The 15,090-nt window shown below is 41.6% G+C and carries 19 protein-coding genes; 3 read left to right on the forward strand and 16 right to left on the reverse strand.

Annotated elements, in window-relative coordinates; translation table 11 throughout:
- The 6 genes from ABS301_RS08535 to ABS301_RS08560 form a co-directional block, all read right to left on the reverse strand.
- Window positions 1–849, reverse strand: coding sequence for a MurR/RpiR family transcriptional regulator (locus tag ABS301_RS08535; protein ID WP_349671818.1), 849 nt, complete (start codon window positions 847–849; stop codon window positions 1–3).
- Between the two features lie 230 nt (window positions 850–1,079).
- Window positions 1,080–1,400 carry a rhodanese-like domain-containing protein gene (locus tag ABS301_RS08540; RefSeq protein WP_349671819.1) on the reverse strand — a complete coding sequence of 107 codons (321 nt, stop codon included), beginning with the start codon at window positions 1,398–1,400 and terminating at the stop codon, window positions 1,080–1,082.
- A gap of 170 nt (window positions 1,401–1,570) precedes the next feature.
- Window positions 1,571–2,791 carry an FAD-dependent oxidoreductase gene (locus ABS301_RS08545; protein WP_349671820.1) on the reverse strand — a complete coding sequence of 407 codons (1,221 nt, stop codon included), beginning with the start codon at window positions 2,789–2,791 and terminating at the stop codon, window positions 1,571–1,573.
- A gap of 55 nt (window positions 2,792–2,846) precedes the next feature.
- Entirely contained in the window at window positions 2,847–3,395 is a 549-nt protein-coding gene (locus tag ABS301_RS08550; RefSeq protein WP_349671821.1) for a YeeE/YedE thiosulfate transporter family protein, read from the reverse strand.
- A 27-nt stretch (window positions 3,396–3,422) separates the two neighbouring features.
- A complete protein-coding gene (locus ABS301_RS08555) occupies window positions 3,423–3,650 on the reverse strand; it encodes a sulfurtransferase TusA family protein (RefSeq protein ID WP_104434092.1) in 228 nt (75 codons plus the stop codon).
- Window positions 3,651–3,676: 26 nt separating this feature from the next.
- Window positions 3,677–4,369: a YeeE/YedE thiosulfate transporter family protein gene (locus ABS301_RS08560; RefSeq protein ID WP_349671822.1), complete on the reverse strand. Its 693-nt coding sequence runs from the start codon at window positions 4,367–4,369 to the stop codon at window positions 3,677–3,679.
- A gap of 221 nt (window positions 4,370–4,590) precedes the next feature.
- Between ABS301_RS08560 and ABS301_RS08565 the strand changes: the two genes are divergently transcribed.
- Window positions 4,591–5,490, forward strand: coding sequence for a LysR family transcriptional regulator (locus tag ABS301_RS08565; RefSeq protein ID WP_349671823.1), 900 nt, complete (start codon window positions 4,591–4,593; stop codon window positions 5,488–5,490).
- A gap of 31 nt (window positions 5,491–5,521) precedes the next feature.
- On the opposite strand, the gene ABS301_RS08570 is transcribed toward ABS301_RS08565, so the two are convergent.
- The 4 genes from ABS301_RS08570 to ABS301_RS08585 form a co-directional block, all read right to left on the reverse strand.
- A complete protein-coding gene (locus ABS301_RS08570; RefSeq protein ID WP_349671824.1) occupies window positions 5,522–5,743 on the reverse strand; it encodes a sulfurtransferase TusA family protein in 222 nt (73 codons plus the stop codon).
- Window positions 5,740–6,432: an epoxyqueuosine reductase gene (locus ABS301_RS08575; RefSeq protein WP_349671825.1), complete on the reverse strand. Its 693-nt coding sequence runs from the start codon at window positions 6,430–6,432 to the stop codon at window positions 5,740–5,742. Before ABS301_RS08575 ends, ABS301_RS08570 begins: the two co-directional genes overlap by 4 nt.
- A gap of 22 nt (window positions 6,433–6,454) precedes the next feature.
- Window positions 6,455–7,060: a DUF2087 domain-containing protein gene (locus ABS301_RS08580; RefSeq protein ID WP_349671826.1), complete on the reverse strand. Its 606-nt coding sequence runs from the start codon at window positions 7,058–7,060 to the stop codon at window positions 6,455–6,457.
- Between the two features lie 299 nt (window positions 7,061–7,359).
- Window positions 7,360–8,790, reverse strand: a complete 1,431-nt coding sequence (locus ABS301_RS08585) for an aspartate ammonia-lyase (RefSeq protein ID WP_349671827.1) — start codon at window positions 8,788–8,790, stop codon at window positions 7,360–7,362.
- 128 nt (window positions 8,791–8,918) lie between these two features.
- On the opposite strand from ABS301_RS08585, the gene ABS301_RS08590 reads away from it, so the two are divergent.
- A complete protein-coding gene (locus ABS301_RS08590; RefSeq protein ID WP_349671828.1) occupies window positions 8,919–9,851 on the forward strand; it encodes a LysR family transcriptional regulator in 933 nt (310 codons plus the stop codon).
- Between the two features lie 6 nt (window positions 9,852–9,857).
- Here ABS301_RS08590 and ABS301_RS08595 read toward each other — a convergent pair whose 3' ends face one another.
- The 4 genes from ABS301_RS08595 to ABS301_RS08610 all read right to left on the reverse strand — a co-directional run bounded on the left by ABS301_RS08595 (window position 9,858) and on the right by ABS301_RS08610 (window position 13,525).
- Window positions 9,858–10,400: a peroxiredoxin-like family protein gene (locus ABS301_RS08595; RefSeq protein WP_349671829.1), complete on the reverse strand. Its 543-nt coding sequence runs from the start codon at window positions 10,398–10,400 to the stop codon at window positions 9,858–9,860.
- 26 nt (window positions 10,401–10,426) lie between these two features.
- A complete protein-coding gene (locus ABS301_RS08600) occupies window positions 10,427–11,641 on the reverse strand; it encodes a MalY/PatB family protein (RefSeq protein WP_349671830.1) in 1,215 nt (404 codons plus the stop codon).
- Window positions 11,642–11,722: 81 nt separating this feature from the next.
- Window positions 11,723–13,096 (reverse strand): APC family permease, encoded by a 1,374-nt coding sequence (locus ABS301_RS08605; RefSeq protein WP_349671831.1) that lies wholly within the window; start codon window positions 13,094–13,096, stop codon window positions 11,723–11,725.
- Window positions 13,097–13,144: 48 nt separating this feature from the next.
- A complete protein-coding gene (locus tag ABS301_RS08610) occupies window positions 13,145–13,525 on the reverse strand; it encodes a RidA family protein (protein WP_349671984.1) in 381 nt (126 codons plus the stop codon).
- Window positions 13,526–13,712: 187 nt separating this feature from the next.
- Between ABS301_RS08610 and ABS301_RS08615 the strand changes: the two genes are divergently transcribed.
- Window positions 13,713–14,351 carry a helix-turn-helix transcriptional regulator gene (locus ABS301_RS08615; protein ID WP_349671832.1) on the forward strand — a complete coding sequence of 213 codons (639 nt, stop codon included), beginning with the start codon at window positions 13,713–13,715 and terminating at the stop codon, window positions 14,349–14,351.
- Between the two features lie 90 nt (window positions 14,352–14,441).
- On the opposite strand, the gene ABS301_RS08620 is transcribed toward ABS301_RS08615, so the two are convergent.
- Window positions 14,442–14,681, reverse strand: a complete 240-nt coding sequence (locus ABS301_RS08620; RefSeq protein WP_349671833.1) for a hypothetical protein — start codon at window positions 14,679–14,681, stop codon at window positions 14,442–14,444.
- A complete protein-coding gene (locus ABS301_RS08625) occupies window positions 14,650–14,868 on the reverse strand; it encodes a pyruvate formate lyase family protein (protein WP_349671834.1) in 219 nt (72 codons plus the stop codon). The genes ABS301_RS08620 and ABS301_RS08625 overlap by 32 nt, the downstream gene beginning before the upstream one ends.
- Window positions 14,869–15,090: the final 222 nt, after the last annotated feature.

Raw genomic sequence — 15,090 nt, forward strand, 5'->3', positions numbered from 1 at the left:
TTATGTTCCTCCGTCCTTCTGTATATGGGTTCTGCCAAACTGGTTCATGCAGAACTCGTAATTCCGATTTACGTAAGCAGTAAACAGCACATCCACTACATTTAACTGTGAAATTCTGGAAGACATGGCTCCGCTTCTGTGAATGAGCTCCGTCGCAGCTACAGGCAAAACGTAATCTGCTTCTGCCGCAAGCTTTGACTCTACAGCCCTTGTAATGGCAATTACCTTTGCACCGTTTGCCTTTGCTTCTTTGGCGCACTGAAGCATCTCTTCTGTCAGACCGGAATAGCTGATGACAATCGCCACATCTCCGGCTCGTAAATTTCTTGCTGTTAAAAACTGGGCATGCCAGTCATCACATAAATTGCAGATCACATCTGCCCTTAAAAGCTTAAGATATAAATCCCTTGCCACCAGAAGAGAGGTGCCAAGTCCAAACAGGGAAACGGTTCTGCTGGTTTCCAGAAGTTTCACACAGGAAGTGATCGTCTTCGGTTCCAGAAGCTTTCTTGTGGTTTCCAGTGATTCGATGTTTTTCTTTGTTACCTTGTAGATTATGTCTTCCACCGTGTCCTTCTGGGTAATCTTCTGAAATGCGATGTCCCGGCTTTCCCGAAATAAAGCCACCTCGTAGGCCAGAGTACTCTGAAAATCCTTATAACCTTTGCAGCCCAGCTTTTTACACAGCCGGACAATGGTTGCAGGGGAAGTATAGGTTTCTTTTGCAATCTCCTTAATGGTCTTCCTTAATACAGATTCCGGATTTCTCTGAAGCCGGCTTATCAGTTGTTTTTCTGCCTCTCCGGCATTTTGAACATAGTCATCAATTCCTACAAGCAGACCTTTCATTCTCTGTTCCTTTCTAAAAAGCCTGAAGGGATTCCATGCGCTTTGCAGTTGTATTGAATCTCATTCTAGCGGGTTTGTATTATAGTTTCAATATGAGGAGAAAACTATGAAACTTATTTTCATTATATGATGCTTTCAAAGGGATTAACAGATGGGATTTTTCTTAAGACATGCAAAAAAATCCGGTTCCATTTCAGATGCCCTGAAAATGAAACCGGAAGCTGACATTTTTATTTTCTTTTTGTACCGACGTAGGAGCCCATTCCGCCCGCCACATTTACTACATCAAAGCCCTTTTTCAAAAGAGAACTGCAGGTACGTTTGCTTCTTGCACCGGACTGGCACATAATATAGTAGGTTTTGTCCTTTATTAAATATTTTTCCGGGTCATTTATTAAATTGCCCATAGGGATATTTTTTGCTGTTCTCATGGTTCCGCTTTTAAATTCAAAGGGTTCCCGGATATCGATTAACTCAATACTGCCAATAAGCGGGTCCAAATCATTGACATGAATTACTTTTCCTGTACTTCTTTTTAAAAATTCAAACATATTATTATCTCCTCTGGTAGTTCCAGTTATTTATTAAGCTTATTTTTATTATAAAACCTATTTTATTATTATCCGTGACTAACTCACATATACCGTCGGATAAAACAGAAAATCCCCTGACAGGCACCAGATGGCACCCGACCGGGGATCATACTTATGAATTTATTAACCTATTTACAAATACTCTCAATCTGTTCCTTTGTAATTTCGCGGTCAATCTTCTCCTGTATCTTACAGTCCTTAATCCAGACTGCGCAGGGACCATTTGAAACACCAAGGCGTTTTGCAAGTCCGTCAGATTTATAGATATCAATACAGGATACCCGTATATTGCTGTGGCTCTGCTCAAATTCTTTGAATACAGATAAAAGTTCCCTGGAATCTGCATCAACTGCATTATAGATATAGACCAGGGAAGGCTTTCCTTCATTCATAATCTGCTGCTCAAATATCTCACACTCAGAAAGATATTTTTCAGCACCATAGCCTGCTACAGCTCCGTCTCCCACTGCAGTTGCAACCTGCTTTAAGAATTTATCCCGAACATCACCTACTGCAAAAACTCCGGGTATATTGGTTTCCATCCGCTCATTGGTAATTAAATAACCACCGCGGTTCATATCCAGCATTCCCTTAAATATCTCGGTATTAGGCAGATAGCCAATAAATAAAAAGCAGCTGTCAACGGTAACCGGAATCTTCTCTTCCGTCTTTACATTTTTTAAGACAACCGTGCCAAGTCTCTCATCTCCCTCAAAGCTGTCCACAACCGTATTCCACATAAATTTCATTTTGGGATTGGCAAGTGCCTGAGCTTTTGCAATTTCATTACAGTCCATCTTCCCGTTCTCATGCATGACGGAAACAATCACCTTATCCGCAAATTTGGTCAAGAACATTCCCTCTTCAATGGCTGCATCTCCGCTGCCGATTACCATAACGGTTTTTCCTGTATTGGCTGCTGCATCGCAGGTAGCACAGAAAGAGATACCTTTATCATAAAGATAAAGTTCCTCATTCTTTGCTCCGGTCAGACGGGGCTTCCCGCCGCTTGCAATAACCACTGCCTTTGCCTCAAAAATATTGCGGAAGGTTTCCACTTTTTTTATATCTCCCTCAAGAGATACGCTTCTTACATCGGTTAATTTAAAGTCCACTCCGAATTTTTTAGCCTGCTTATGAAACAGATCCATCAGCCCCAGACCGGTGGCTCCTTCCGGGAAACCGGGATAATTTTCAATCTCATTGGTATACGTTGCCAGTCCTCCGACCAGAGTTTTTTCAATAATCAGTGTCTTTAATTTTGCCCTGCCGCAATAAATACCTGCAGTTAAACCAGCTGCACCGCCACCAATGATGACTACATCATACTGTAATGTCTTCTTTTCCATGGTAATAAGATCCTTTCTAAAGGATTGGAGCAATCATTTCTGATTGCTCCATCCATTACATAAAATATTTTGCCAGTAATTTGCTTCCGATAAATGCTCCCACCAGAAGGAACGCTCCAAATACCCAGCCGGATAAGGAGAAGGATGCAATAGCAGTAAACAACGCCCCGATATTACAGCCGTTTGCAAGCCTTGCTCCGTATCCCATAAGCAGACCCCCCAGAATAGCTGCCACTACCTGGCGCAGGGTTTTAATCTTCTTTATTTTAAACTGTGATGCAAATAAGGTCGCCGCCAATGCTCCGAAGATGATGCCAAGATTTCGGATGGAACCGCCATCTGCCAGAAAGCTGGTATGAAGCTCCTGCTGCATCTTTTCTGATGCATAATAGGCCCAGCCGCCTGCATCTCCGCCCAGTGCGTTATAAACCCAGGTTCCCCAGACAGCAAATGTACTTGTTACTCCCCAGCCTTTTTGAAATACTGTGAAATGAGCAATCTGGAAAACGGAAAGCAGAACAGCTCCCGCCACATAGGTTAAAGGTTCCTTTAACAGTTTTTTGTAAATCGGATGATCACCCAGTTTAATAAAAAACTCTTTCAATTCATTCACCTACTTTCAAAGCGGTTATTATTTTGCTTTCTCAATAACGATTTCCCATTCACCGTCATCTACTTCTTCAATTTCAACATTGTGTCCCTGTTTTCTTGCCCATTCAGGTACATTCTTCATTGCACAACTGTGGTCGATGGAAACAACCAGCACATCTCCTACAGATAACTCACTCATCTTTTTTTCTGTTTTCATTAACGGTACAGGACAAGCCTCGCCTAAACAATCCAGTGTAAATTCAGCCATTTTTTTATCTCCTTTAATAATAAAATTTATTCAATACTTCCCATTTTCTTCTGCTGCCATTTTACAGCAGCTATGTAGAGCAATACGATAATCAGACCCTGAACCACAATTGCTCCAAACCAGCCGAACACGTCAGGTAAAAATATCTTCGGAGCATTGGTATTTAATTTGCCCCAGAATCCCATGTCATGAGCACCCCAGACGGAACCTGCAATAAAAAACACCAGTGACAGCATCTGCATCAGGAAGCCCTCTCCTACACGCATTAATGTTCCGGAAGCACAGCCTCCTGCAATTACCATACCGATTCCAAATAAAACGGCTCCGATCATTAACGGCAGCCCGATGGGGGATACCCCCGCCATGTTTAAATTGGTATCTCCGCCACCCATAGCGCTGGCATACTTAATTGCTACAAATCCCACACTGGATACAGCGGCTGCCACTAAGACAGCTCTTGTTACTGATGTGCTCCCTGTTATGCAGGGATCACGGAACGCTGCTGTAAAACAGAATCTGGAACGCTGCAGAATATAGCCAAATGCGATACCGAAAATCCAGTAAACCGGAAGCTTATTACTCCCCTGCCCCAAATAGAATCCAAAAGCGATAATCAGTGCAGTAAGCAACAGCGCAAATGGAATCTGACTCTTTTTGGGCTTTCTTGGCTTACGCACTCTTTGTGTACCTGTTTCGGTACTTGAATTAGTCTCTGACACTTGAATCCTCCCTTCTACATTGATAATTATATAACGATCTTTACTGTTAAATTATATCATAATAAATAAAAAGCTGTTAATCAAGATTTTTATATGGTATAAGATTTACTTATACCCAAACAAATCTTGCCACTAGTCATAATGCCGTATATTTGTTATAATTGCCCAAGGGGAAACGTACAGAATTTTAACAGTTGACAGTTTTAAGAAGGGGGATTCTTATGAACGTTCTAAATCTGAAGATGTTTATTAAAATAGTGGAAACAGGAAGCATCTCAAAGGCTGCAGAATTAATGAACATCAGCCAGTCTGCACTAAGCCAGCAGCTTCGTACCATGGAGTTAGAAATTGGAGCCCGGCTTTTTGAGCGCAATTATAACGGGGTTGTACCTACGGATACAGGTAAAATCGTATCCCATTATGCCACGGAAATTACATCTTCTTATGACCGAATGTTTCTTGATATCTCCAACTCTCAAAACCAGAATAAAACCATACATATTATGGCCAACCCCTGTGTCTATTCCTATGCTCTGCCCTGCACCCTTTATCATGTAAAGAACAATTATCCCCAATATACCCTTCAGATGGAAGTCATGTCCAGCCAGAACATTGAAGAAAAAATAACAAAAGGTCAGGCTGATATGGGGATTATTATCGGCAAACCAAAGGATAAAAATCTTTCCTCCAAAAAGGTATTTACAGACCGGTTCTGTCTGGTTGCTGGAGAAAAGATGCAGGTTCCGGATCGGCTGTCCTCTGAGGAACTTTATCATTATCCTCTCCTGATGCTTGTAAAGAATCAGAAAACCAGGCAGCTCCTGGACAAATCGTTGGTTAAAAACGGAATTCAGATCGGAAGACTTCATATTCCCTACACACTGGAATCCACAGAATCCATTAAGCTGTCGGCAATTAACGGCTTCGGATTGGCTTTTCTGCCCTATATGGCAATAAAAAAAGAGCTTTACCATAAGCAGCTTCACATCATAGAATGTCCCGGACTGGAGTTTGAGAATGATTACTACTCCATCAAACGTTCTGGTGATGTTCCTGCTTCTCCTGAATCGGCAAAGCTCATAAAATATATTGAAAAAATATTAAAGGATACGATCTGCTAATAAACTTGTTAACGGACTTATTTCCCGGACACTATCTGCCAGCTGTTATGGTAATCTCCCATACGCCATTCATTACCTCATCCAACTGGTAACTTAATTTATTGGCTTTGCAAAAAGACTCCAGATTGGAAATGGTGCAGCTGTGATCTGTAACCAGCAGATAGTCTTCGCCTTTTTGTATGGAATCCATAACTGCCCGAAGTTTCATTACTGGTACCGGGCAGATCTCGCCCAGACAGTCTATTTTTTTCATACTTTTTCCTTCCCTTTTCTGATTCCGAAACCCATGGGGCAGACAGTTCTGCATCGATTACATTCCACTGTTTCAAAACCCCGCTTTGTCTTACCATAGCTAAATAACCGGCATGGCTTCTGCTCCACAAACCCTGACTTAATAGCCCCCTGAGGGCAATTTTCAATACACAGCCGGCAATTGTCGGGACAGATAGAAACTGCCGGTTCATCTGGCTCAATATCCAGATCAGAGAGAACGCAGCCCACGACCAGACGGTTCCCATAGTCTTTATTCAATAGCAGTGTACTCTTACCTAATGTACCAAGGCCCGCAAGACATGCAGCATGCTTCATGGATATAAGCCCCCGCCCCTCCATCTTCTCTTCATCCCAGTATTCATAGGGGGAATCACATGGCAGAGGAACTGCGCTGGCTTCAAACCTGTCTTCTATCAGCCTTGCCGCCTGTAGAGCGATACGGTCTACTTGAGGACAGGCAAGACTATTATAATGGGAATAGACAATACGGGGATCAACCTCATATAAACCTCGTGGTAACGCTATTCCAAATACAACAACACTTTTACAGCGTTTAAAAATACTTTCAGGCTGAAAGCCGTCAGGCGCTTCATCAAACTCTTTTGCACTTGCAAATCCACATACATCCGCCCCCAGCTGAAGAACCGCACTTCGAATCTTCTCCTTCATTCCAAACCTCCTCAGCTTAACCTTATTCTTTCACCCAATAGAAAGTACCGTCGTTTGTCCGGTCCATAAATCCGTATTCAATAAGTGCTCTTCGAATGGCGGCATTATCATCATAAATTCTTTTTAAGATACGGTTTAACTCCTTCTCCTCATATTGCTTACCTGGAACGAAATTCTTTACAATTTCGCTTAACACAACCAGCTTTTTCTTCTCCCTTGCAGGTATGCTCGTTAAACCGCCTTTATCATTAAAATAGGTTTTTCTGATACTCTCAGCCTCTTTCATTGTTATATTATAGCGGTCATCCACCATGGTGGCAGAGTTATGTGCATCGTGCAGAACACTTCCTTCCAGCCGGCTGATCTCCTTTTGCGTCTGCTCAGACAGCAGTTCCATCATAGCCAGAAAAACCTTGGCCTGCTTTTCCTTTTCCCTTAATTTATACTTGTGGTTTCGAATGGTTGAATCAGCAACGCCCAGTACAGAAGCTACCTCCTTATCTGACATCCCCTGTGCTATGAGCTGCAGCACCTTCTGCTGTGCCTGGGTAATTCCAGTATTCCCATAGCTCATATTCAGGACATAGGATAACATGGAACCATGTTTTTCTTTTATATGCTCTTTCATTGATTTTTCTGCGTCATAGAAAAGCCCATCCTTTTCATAGATCCGTCCTTCCAGATAGCTTTCCCCGCAGACAACACAGGTATATGTTTCCCCCTCTTTGATATACCCGCTTTTTAGTTCATCCTTTGATGCGTCCCAAAAAATAGTATCATCTCCCTTCTATCTGATATATTCGATATAATAACACCTTTCTTGTTTTATGTCTATATATTTATAGTTATTTTAAATATATGTTTACATTTTAAACTTTTTACGTAAAAAAAGCCACTGCATGTTTTGTCTTTGCAATGGCATATAAATTAACAACTCTTTTTTGCAATTCCCGGTCGTGTCATATTCATGGGATTCAGAACTATATTTACATCAGCCGGAGACAGCAATCCTTTTTTTATAATAAGCTCCCTCACTGGACTTCCTGTCCGAATGGCCTCTTTCGCAATTTCCGCAGAATCTCTGTAACCGATGTGAGGACATAAAGCAGTAATAACTCCCACACTGTTTTCTACTAATTGACGGCATCTGTCCTCATTTGCAGTAATGCCGGTGATACAGTGATCAACAAATGTCTCTACCGCATATGTCAACGTATCAAGGGATTGAAACAGAGAATAAAACACAATGGGTTCAAAGGCGTTTAACTCCAGCTGTCCCGCTTCAGCGGCTAATGTTATGGTCAGATCATTTCCAATGATATGAAACGCCACCTGATTGACTACCTCGGGAATTACCGGATTTACTTTTCCAGGCATAATGGAAGAGCCGTTCTGTCTTGCTGGAAGGTTGATTTCTCCAAATCCCGTTCTTGGTCCTGAAGACATTAACCGTAAATCACTGGCTATCTTAGAGAGAGTAACTGCACAAGCCTTAACCGCCCCGGATACTGCTACAAAGGAATCCAGGCTTTGTGTTGCATCGAAGAGGTCGGATGCCTGTATCATATCTATGCCGGATATTTCTTTTAATTTTGGCACAATCCGCTTCATGTAATATTCATCCGCGTTAATTCCGGTTCCTATGGCGGTTCCGCCTAAATTGACATACCTTATTTCTTCAAATACTTTCTCAATACGGATCATATCCCTTTTGACAGCCGTTGCATAGGCCTGGAATTCCTGTCCCAGACGAATGGGTACTGCATCCTGTAACTGGGTTCTTCCCATTTTAATCACATGATCAAATTCCTTTGATTTTTCCTCAAATGCCAGTTTAAGACGTTCCAGCTGTATAATTGCTTTCTTTAAAAGAACATAACATGTCATTTTGCCTGCTGTAGGAATTACATCATTGGTGGACTGTCCGCAGTTTACATGATCATTGGGATTAACCAGGCTATAGTCCCCTTTTTGTCCCCCCAGGATCTCTATGGCTCTGTTTGCAATGACTTCATTGGCATTCATATTCAGGGAAGTCCCTGCTCCGCCCTGTATAGGATCTACTATGAAATATTCCAGAAACCTTCCTTTCAGTAATTCATCGCATGCCTGTACAATTGCCAGAGAGATTGCTTCATTCAGAAGACCCGCTTCAAAATTGGTTATTGCAGCAGCTTTTTTAATGTAAGCTACATTTTTAATAATCTCTGGATGCATGTTAAGTCCTGTAATATTAAAATTTTCTTTCGCTCTTAAAGATTGGCTTCCATAGTAGGCACTTTTTAAAACCTTCAGTTCACCAATGATGTCTTTTTCCACACGATACTCTTCCTCTTTATCAGTTAACCTGTATTCCATAGGATGCCCTCACTTTTTACAATAGTTTGATATGTAATTCTTGTAATAAGTATATATTCCATTTATACTATAATCAAATATCAATTGATTTATAATTATCATAACTTTACATTTATATGGAGGCGGCCATGTTTTCCGGAAAAGAATACGTTTATGAGGTCTACAAAGAAAAGAGCTTCTCAAAAGCAGCAAACAATCTTTATATTTCACAACCTTCGTTAAGTTCCACCATTAAAAGAATTGAAACCAAAATCGGTATGCCGATTTTTGACCGGAGCACAACACCTGTGGGGCTGACGGAGTGTGGTCTTAAATACATGCAGGCAGCGGAATCCATCATGGCCATTGAGCAGGACTTTCGTAATTACCTCGATGATGCCAGGAATTTACAGACCGGAACGCTGACCATTGGAGGCAGCAATTTATTTACTTCCTATGTCATTCCACCCCTTATCTCCAGCCTGCACCAGCAGTATCCAGGGATTAACGTAACGATCATCGAAGACAATACCAGTAATCTTGAATCCCAGCTTTTACTGGGTTCATTGGATTTTATCGTAGATAACAGCACCCTGTGCGAAACCAAGTTTGATTCTTTTTTATACCGGGAAGAACATTTAATGATCGCAGTTCCTAAAAAATATCAGATTAATCAAAACCTTCAGAAATATCAGGTTTCTCTGGAACAGATCCGGTCAAATGCATGTCAGGATCCCAAAGTTCCTGTGGTGCCTTTAATGGAATTTAAGGATTATCCTTTCATCATGCTGAAGCCAAATAATGATACCATGCAAAGGGGAACTCATTTATGTAAAGCAAATGGGTTTAAGCCTGATATCCTGTTTGAACTGGATCAGCAGTCAACCGCATATCACATTGCCTGCTCCGGAATGGGTATCTGTTTTGTCAGTGATACACTTTTGTGTAAATCACCGGCGCTTACAGATATGATTTATTACAAGCTTGACGAAGAAAAAAGCAAACGTAATATCAGTTTCTTTAGTAAGAAGAACCGGTATATTACGTTTGCCATGTCTGAATTTTTAAAATTAATTTCTTAGCTGGCTTTATTTCATCATGTCCGCAATCTGTTCTGCATCCAGAACATCATCGATTACCTTTGCATAATGAGCGTATGTTACGGTAAGGTCAGGTGATAAGATAAATGCTGCAGGAAGCTGCAGCTCATCCCCCTCATACCTTCCATGAGAGAAGCCCGCTGCCATGGCTTTCCCGACTTTCACCATGGTCTTTAATCCTGCCAGATCTTTTTTACTGGCTGCAGGAAGGATTTCAAACTCCCGGTAGAGTTCTTCTTTAGGATCACAGACAATTTCAAAGGGGAACATATCTTCTTTTCCCATGTCCTCTCTTAATAAATCCGGATCGCTTTGCAGAACCACCAGTAATTCTCCTCCTGCTGCCGTAATCTTTTCATAGTTTTTGGCATACTGGGAAAGGTCATACTGGCACAGTGTACACCCATAGTAGCGGAGAAATACAAGAGCCAGTTTTTTTCCGCCTGCTGCCTCACTGAGCCGGACATTTTTACGAAAAGGTGTATCAAAAGTAAAATCACGCATCTTGTCATTTACATATATTTTTCCCATATTGTGCACCTCGTTTTTCTGTGAATTTATTTGGCGTTAAAAACATGCTCATCCAGGCGCTTCATTGCTTCCTCAACTCTGCTGAAAGGAAGAGCCAGATTCAGACGAATGGAGCATGGTCCGTGGAACATGCGGCCATCCTGCCATGCAACGCCTACATCCCAGCCGGCCTTTTCCAGTTCATCAATGGTTTTTCCATTCTCTTTACACCAATCTGTGCAGTCCATAAACAGCATGTAGGTTCCCTGTGGTTTGGAAAGCTTTACACCTTTGAAATTATTTGTAATATAGTCATAAGCATAATCCACATTGCCGGTGAGCACCTGGCACAGCTCATCCACCCATTCTGCACCTTCCGGTCTATAGGCACCAATTAACGCATGCATGCTCAGTACATTCATGTCATTGTAATGGGATTTGCTGCTTTGGGCGCGGACACGGTCTCTTAAATATGGATCATAAATAATATGATAGGATCCAATCAGTCCTGCCAGGTTAAAGGTTTTGCTGGGTGCATAAAGAGCTATGGTACGCTTGCGGGCATCTTCGCTGACGGACTGAACCGGAATATGCTTATTTCCGTCTAAAATAAGATCGGACCAGATTTCGTCAGAAATAACGATACAATCATTATTCTTATAGACTTCCATCGCTTTTTCAATCTCCCATTTTTCCCATACACGTCCGCATGGATTGTGAGGATTGCAGAAAATAGCGGTATGAATCTTATGAGCCTTTATTTTTTTATCCATATCCTCATAGTCCATGCGCCATACGCCGTTCTCGTCCTGCTTTAATGGACTATGTATGATTTTGCGTCCATTATTCTCAAGGCTCATGGTAAAACCGATATAGGTAGGGGAATGAAGAAGAACTGCATCGCCAGGCGCTGAAAATGCATTCAATACTGAGATAACTCCGCCAAGTACACCGTTTTCATATCCAATGCATTCTTTTGTCAGTCCTGTTACCCGGTTTCTCTCCTCCTGCCACTTGATAATGGCATTGTAATACTCCTCTGATGGGCTGAAATAACCGAATGCCGGATGCTGCACACGTTCCACGATGGCTGCACAAATGGAGGGCACGGTTGGGAAGTTCATATCTGCAACCCACATCGGAATCGTATCATACCCGTCCTTTGGAAGATCCGGAGCGAAACCTGGTAAAGATCCAAGACCATCCACAGCAATGGCATCTTTGCCTCTGCGGTCCATAATTGATGTAAAATCGTATTTCATAGCTAATATCCTCCTTTATCTTTTGCCGTCGGCACGGTAAACCTTAGTGACAGCAAACACCTTGTATTTATTTTATTATTTTTACTCCTCATCATCTGCAAGTGCCTGAACAATAATAGCTTTTTTGTTTTCCTCAAGGAACTCTTTTTTCACAGCTCCGGTATGGATACGAAGTAAGGAGAATCCAGCGCATATTGCCAGAATAACAATGGAAGCAATGATATCCTTTCCTTTTAAATCTTTAAATAAGTTAAACGCTACCACTCCAGCACAGGCTGCAGACAGAACACAAATAATATTATACACCGGAATGGGCATACGAAGTGCACATTTTTTCCACTGGTCCGGATATTTTTTTGGCAGTGTAATACATGCCATATTAAGATATACATTCATCACCATGGATGGAATCATTACCAGTGATATAATGGAATCCAGACTGAATCCAAGCAGGATTGGCATTACGCTGAGTAAATAAAAGGCAAGCTGAATGACCCATGGAAAGCCGTTTTTTGTCGTCTTTTTAAATACAGGAGGAAGCCAGCCATCCTCTGCGATTTTCATCAGCGGATAGCGGAACATGGCAATACCGCCTAACAGACTGGTTGCAATGGCAAATACACCGCCACCTAAAACAAACATAATATAAATGCTGTTTGGGAATATCACTTTCGCAGTCGCTCCCAGATTTGCTCCTGCAACCTGATCATATGGCAATACTCCGGCGGCAACGATACTCATCACACCATATATTACAGCTAATGCTACAGTAATCCAGAGAATAGCAAGCGGGATGGTTTTTTTCGGTTTTTCAGTAACTGCAACCATGGATACGGGTGCCATCGTGGTTCCCTGGCAGGCCCAGCCCATAATTGCGATAGCACTAACAAATCCAGCGAAGCCTCCATGGAAGAAGCCACCGTCTGCATTGGAAAAATAGTCAGGTCTTACCTGTGGCATACCAAAAACAACAAAAATTGCAATTGCCCCAATTAAAATTACTGTCATTGCATTTTCTAAAAGTGTTATAAAACGGGACCCCCGCAGAGTGCTTGCAAAAAAGAGAGTCATAATCAGAATCGCCACTGGACGGGTAAATGGCGCTACTCCGGGAAATACGGCTGAAATATAGTTAACCATACCAAGGGCATAGCTTGACATAGCCATGCTGTTTACGAGAGCCATAGTTGCTGAAAAACCAGTCATTGTCGGATTAAACAGCAGCGCTTTCTGGCTGTAATCTCCTCCTTTAAATACAAACATGGAACTCATGATTACATTGTACATATAAGCCAGAAGCATAAACAAACATCCGCCGACACATACCAGGACAATAGATCTGCCTGTATAACCAATTCCAAATCCAAGTAAAACAAAGATACCTGAACCGATTGCGCCACCCAAACCAAGACCGAAAATATTTAACATACCGAGCTTTTTGCCATGCTCTTCCATTATGTTTTCCTCCTCCATGATCGTCTTATCAATTAGCTTTCATACATACTACAATACTGCGACCGCCTCAATCTCCACTCTGGCATTCTTTGGAAGGCTGCCTACCTGAAATGCCGCTCTGGCAGGGCAGGTACCCGTGAAATATTGTGCATAAACCTCATTCATTTCTGTAAATTCCCCAATATCTTTTAGTAATACGGTGGTTTTCACCACATTCTCCATTCCTGCACCGGCAGATACTAAAACAGCCCGGATATTCTCCAAAGACTGCCTGGTCTGCGCCTTGATGTCATCTCCGGCAAATGATCCGGTAGACGGATCAATGGGAAGCTGTCCCGATACATAGATCGTTCCAGATGCCATAATTGCCTGAGAATAAGGTCCAATCGCAGATGGTGCTTTGTCAGTACTCAGTTCTTTTTTTTGCAACAAAACATTCCTCCTTTTTAATAATTTTTTTATCTATTTGATTGTAATTTTATCATAACACATTTTTCAATATTTGACAATATTTTTATCAGTGTGACAAAATTTTTATATATTTTTTTGTTTCATAATTGATTCTTCATGGAAAAATGATATAATGGAAGAGAGTATGAAAGGAATGTGAGTGATAATGACAGATAACGAATTATTAGATATGTATAAACCGATGGTTTCTTTTTTATCCAGCCTGTGCGGCCCTGGCTGCGAGGTTTTGCTTCATGATGTGTCAAAATCGGACATCGGCACTGTAATAGCGGTTGCCAACGGCCATCACTCCGGACGGGGCATTGGTTCTCCCATGACTGACCTGGCCAATCAGATCAGAAAAGATCAGATTTACAAAACGCAGGACTATCTTACGAATTATCATGGTGTGAGTAAAAGTAAGAATTTTATATCCAACACCTATTTTATTAAGAATGAAGACAGGCTGATCGGTCTTCTCTGCGTGAACCGGAATACAACGGCCATTCATGAATTAGACCTGGCATTGTCCAATTTAAAAAAACACTATAATCTGACAGATGGAAGAAAGGATATACAGGAAGATTTAAGCACTCCGGTTGAGGAGATGCTTTCCACCCTAGTAGCACAGGCTGTAAAGGAAGCAGGTGTCTCACCGCAGCGTATGTCCCGCCAGGAGAAGATTCATATCGTTCATCAACTGAATGAACAGGGTATTCTGACCATGAAGGGGGCGGTTTCTGAAATCGCCAGACAGCTTTTTGTTTCTGAACCTACCGTTTACCGGTATTTGAACCACAGCTAATGTTTTCTATCCCGCATGTTTAATAACACATTAACAATAAAACTGCCGTTAAAATCCGGAATAAATCCGGTTCTAACGGCAGTTTTATTGTTATTTTACAGCACCAGCCTCTGCGCTTACCGCAAATTCATTCTGATCCATTAAATATCTCATGGTTTTATTTATCAGAATATCCTGCTTCAGTTTTCTTCCCTCACTTCCGGCCAAAAGCTTTCTGATCTGGTCAGCCGGCATCAGATAAAGCGCTGATAACCGTTTCAGTTCTTTATCCATCTCCTCAGGACTGACCTTAATCCCCTCAGCCTTTGCAACGGCATGCAAAACGGTCATCAAATACATTTTTCTTTATGGAAGCCAGGGAGTTAACATATGTTATGGTGCCGCAGGATTCAAAGTTGATACAGGCATTATATCTCGATCCGCAGTTGCCGATATGCTGACCCTTTGCAAAGCAGTCCGGTTTCAGCAGGGAATTCACAGCATGCATATTATACTCTCTCCAGATATCCATCTGCATATTGTTGATCCGGTTAACAATCCGGTTGGAAATATCAAGATATTCTTTTATAACTTTTTTTGTAGTGCATTTAGCACATATTTATTTAATTATGTGATAAATTTGCGTTAAAAAATCACTTTAAATAGGCATGTTGTATAAATACTGGCTTAATAAACCCCAGCTGTTTCGAGAATTGCTGTTGCACTGTCAAGGCGTATTTCAATAATTGAAACTTCCCAG

Source organism: Lacrimispora sp. (assembly GCF_031982545.1).
In the GTDB taxonomy this organism is placed as follows: Bacteria; Bacillota; Clostridia; order Lachnospirales; family Lachnospiraceae; genus Lacrimispora.

Excerpts from the sequence above, each read along its gene's own strand:
- ABS301_RS08535 (WP_349671818.1), bottom strand. The coding sequence starts at position 849 with ATGAAAGGTCTGCTTGTAGGAATTGATGACTATGTTCAAAATGCCGGA.
- ABS301_RS08540 (WP_349671819.1), bottom strand. The coding sequence starts at position 1,400 with ATGTTTGAATTTTTAAAAAGAAGTACAGGAAAAGTAATTCATGTCAAT.
- ABS301_RS08545 (WP_349671820.1), bottom strand. The coding sequence starts at position 2,791 with ATGGAAAAGAAGACATTACAGTATGATGTAGTCATCATTGGTGGCGGT.
- ABS301_RS08555 (WP_104434092.1), bottom strand. The coding sequence starts at position 3,650 with ATGGCTGAATTTACACTGGATTGTTTAGGCGAGGCTTGTCCTGTACCG.
- ABS301_RS08565 (WP_349671823.1), top strand. The coding sequence starts at position 4,591 with ATGAACGTTCTAAATCTGAAGATGTTTATTAAAATAGTGGAAACAGGA.
- ABS301_RS08570 (WP_349671824.1), bottom strand. The coding sequence starts at position 5,743 with ATGAAAAAAATAGACTGTCTGGGCGAGATCTGCCCGGTACCAGTAATG.
- ABS301_RS08575 (WP_349671825.1), bottom strand. The coding sequence starts at position 6,432 with ATGAAGGAGAAGATTCGAAGTGCGGTTCTTCAGCTGGGGGCGGATGTA.
- ABS301_RS08580 (WP_349671826.1), bottom strand. The coding sequence starts at position 7,060 with ATGAAAGAGCATATAAAAGAAAAACATGGTTCCATGTTATCCTATGTC.
- ABS301_RS08585 (WP_349671827.1), bottom strand. The coding sequence starts at position 8,790 with ATGGAATACAGGTTAACTGATAAAGAGGAAGAGTATCGTGTGGAAAAA.
- ABS301_RS08590 (WP_349671828.1), top strand. The coding sequence starts at position 8,919 with ATGTTTTCCGGAAAAGAATACGTTTATGAGGTCTACAAAGAAAAGAGC.
- ABS301_RS08595 (WP_349671829.1), bottom strand. The coding sequence starts at position 10,400 with ATGGGAAAAATATATGTAAATGACAAGATGCGTGATTTTACTTTTGAT.
- ABS301_RS08600 (WP_349671830.1), bottom strand. The coding sequence starts at position 11,641 with ATGAAATACGATTTTACATCAATTATGGACCGCAGAGGCAAAGATGCC.
- ABS301_RS08605 (WP_349671831.1), bottom strand. The coding sequence starts at position 13,096 with ATGGAAGAGCATGGCAAAAAGCTCGGTATGTTAAATATTTTCGGTCTT.
- ABS301_RS08615 (WP_349671832.1), top strand. The coding sequence starts at position 13,713 with ATGACAGATAACGAATTATTAGATATGTATAAACCGATGGTTTCTTTT.
- ABS301_RS08620 (WP_349671833.1), bottom strand. The coding sequence starts at position 14,681 with ATGACCGTTTTGCATGCCGTTGCAAAGGCTGAGGGGATTAAGGTCAGT.
- ABS301_RS08625 (WP_349671834.1), bottom strand. The coding sequence starts at position 14,868 with ATGCAGATGGATATCTGGAGAGAGTATAATATGCATGCTGTGAATTCC.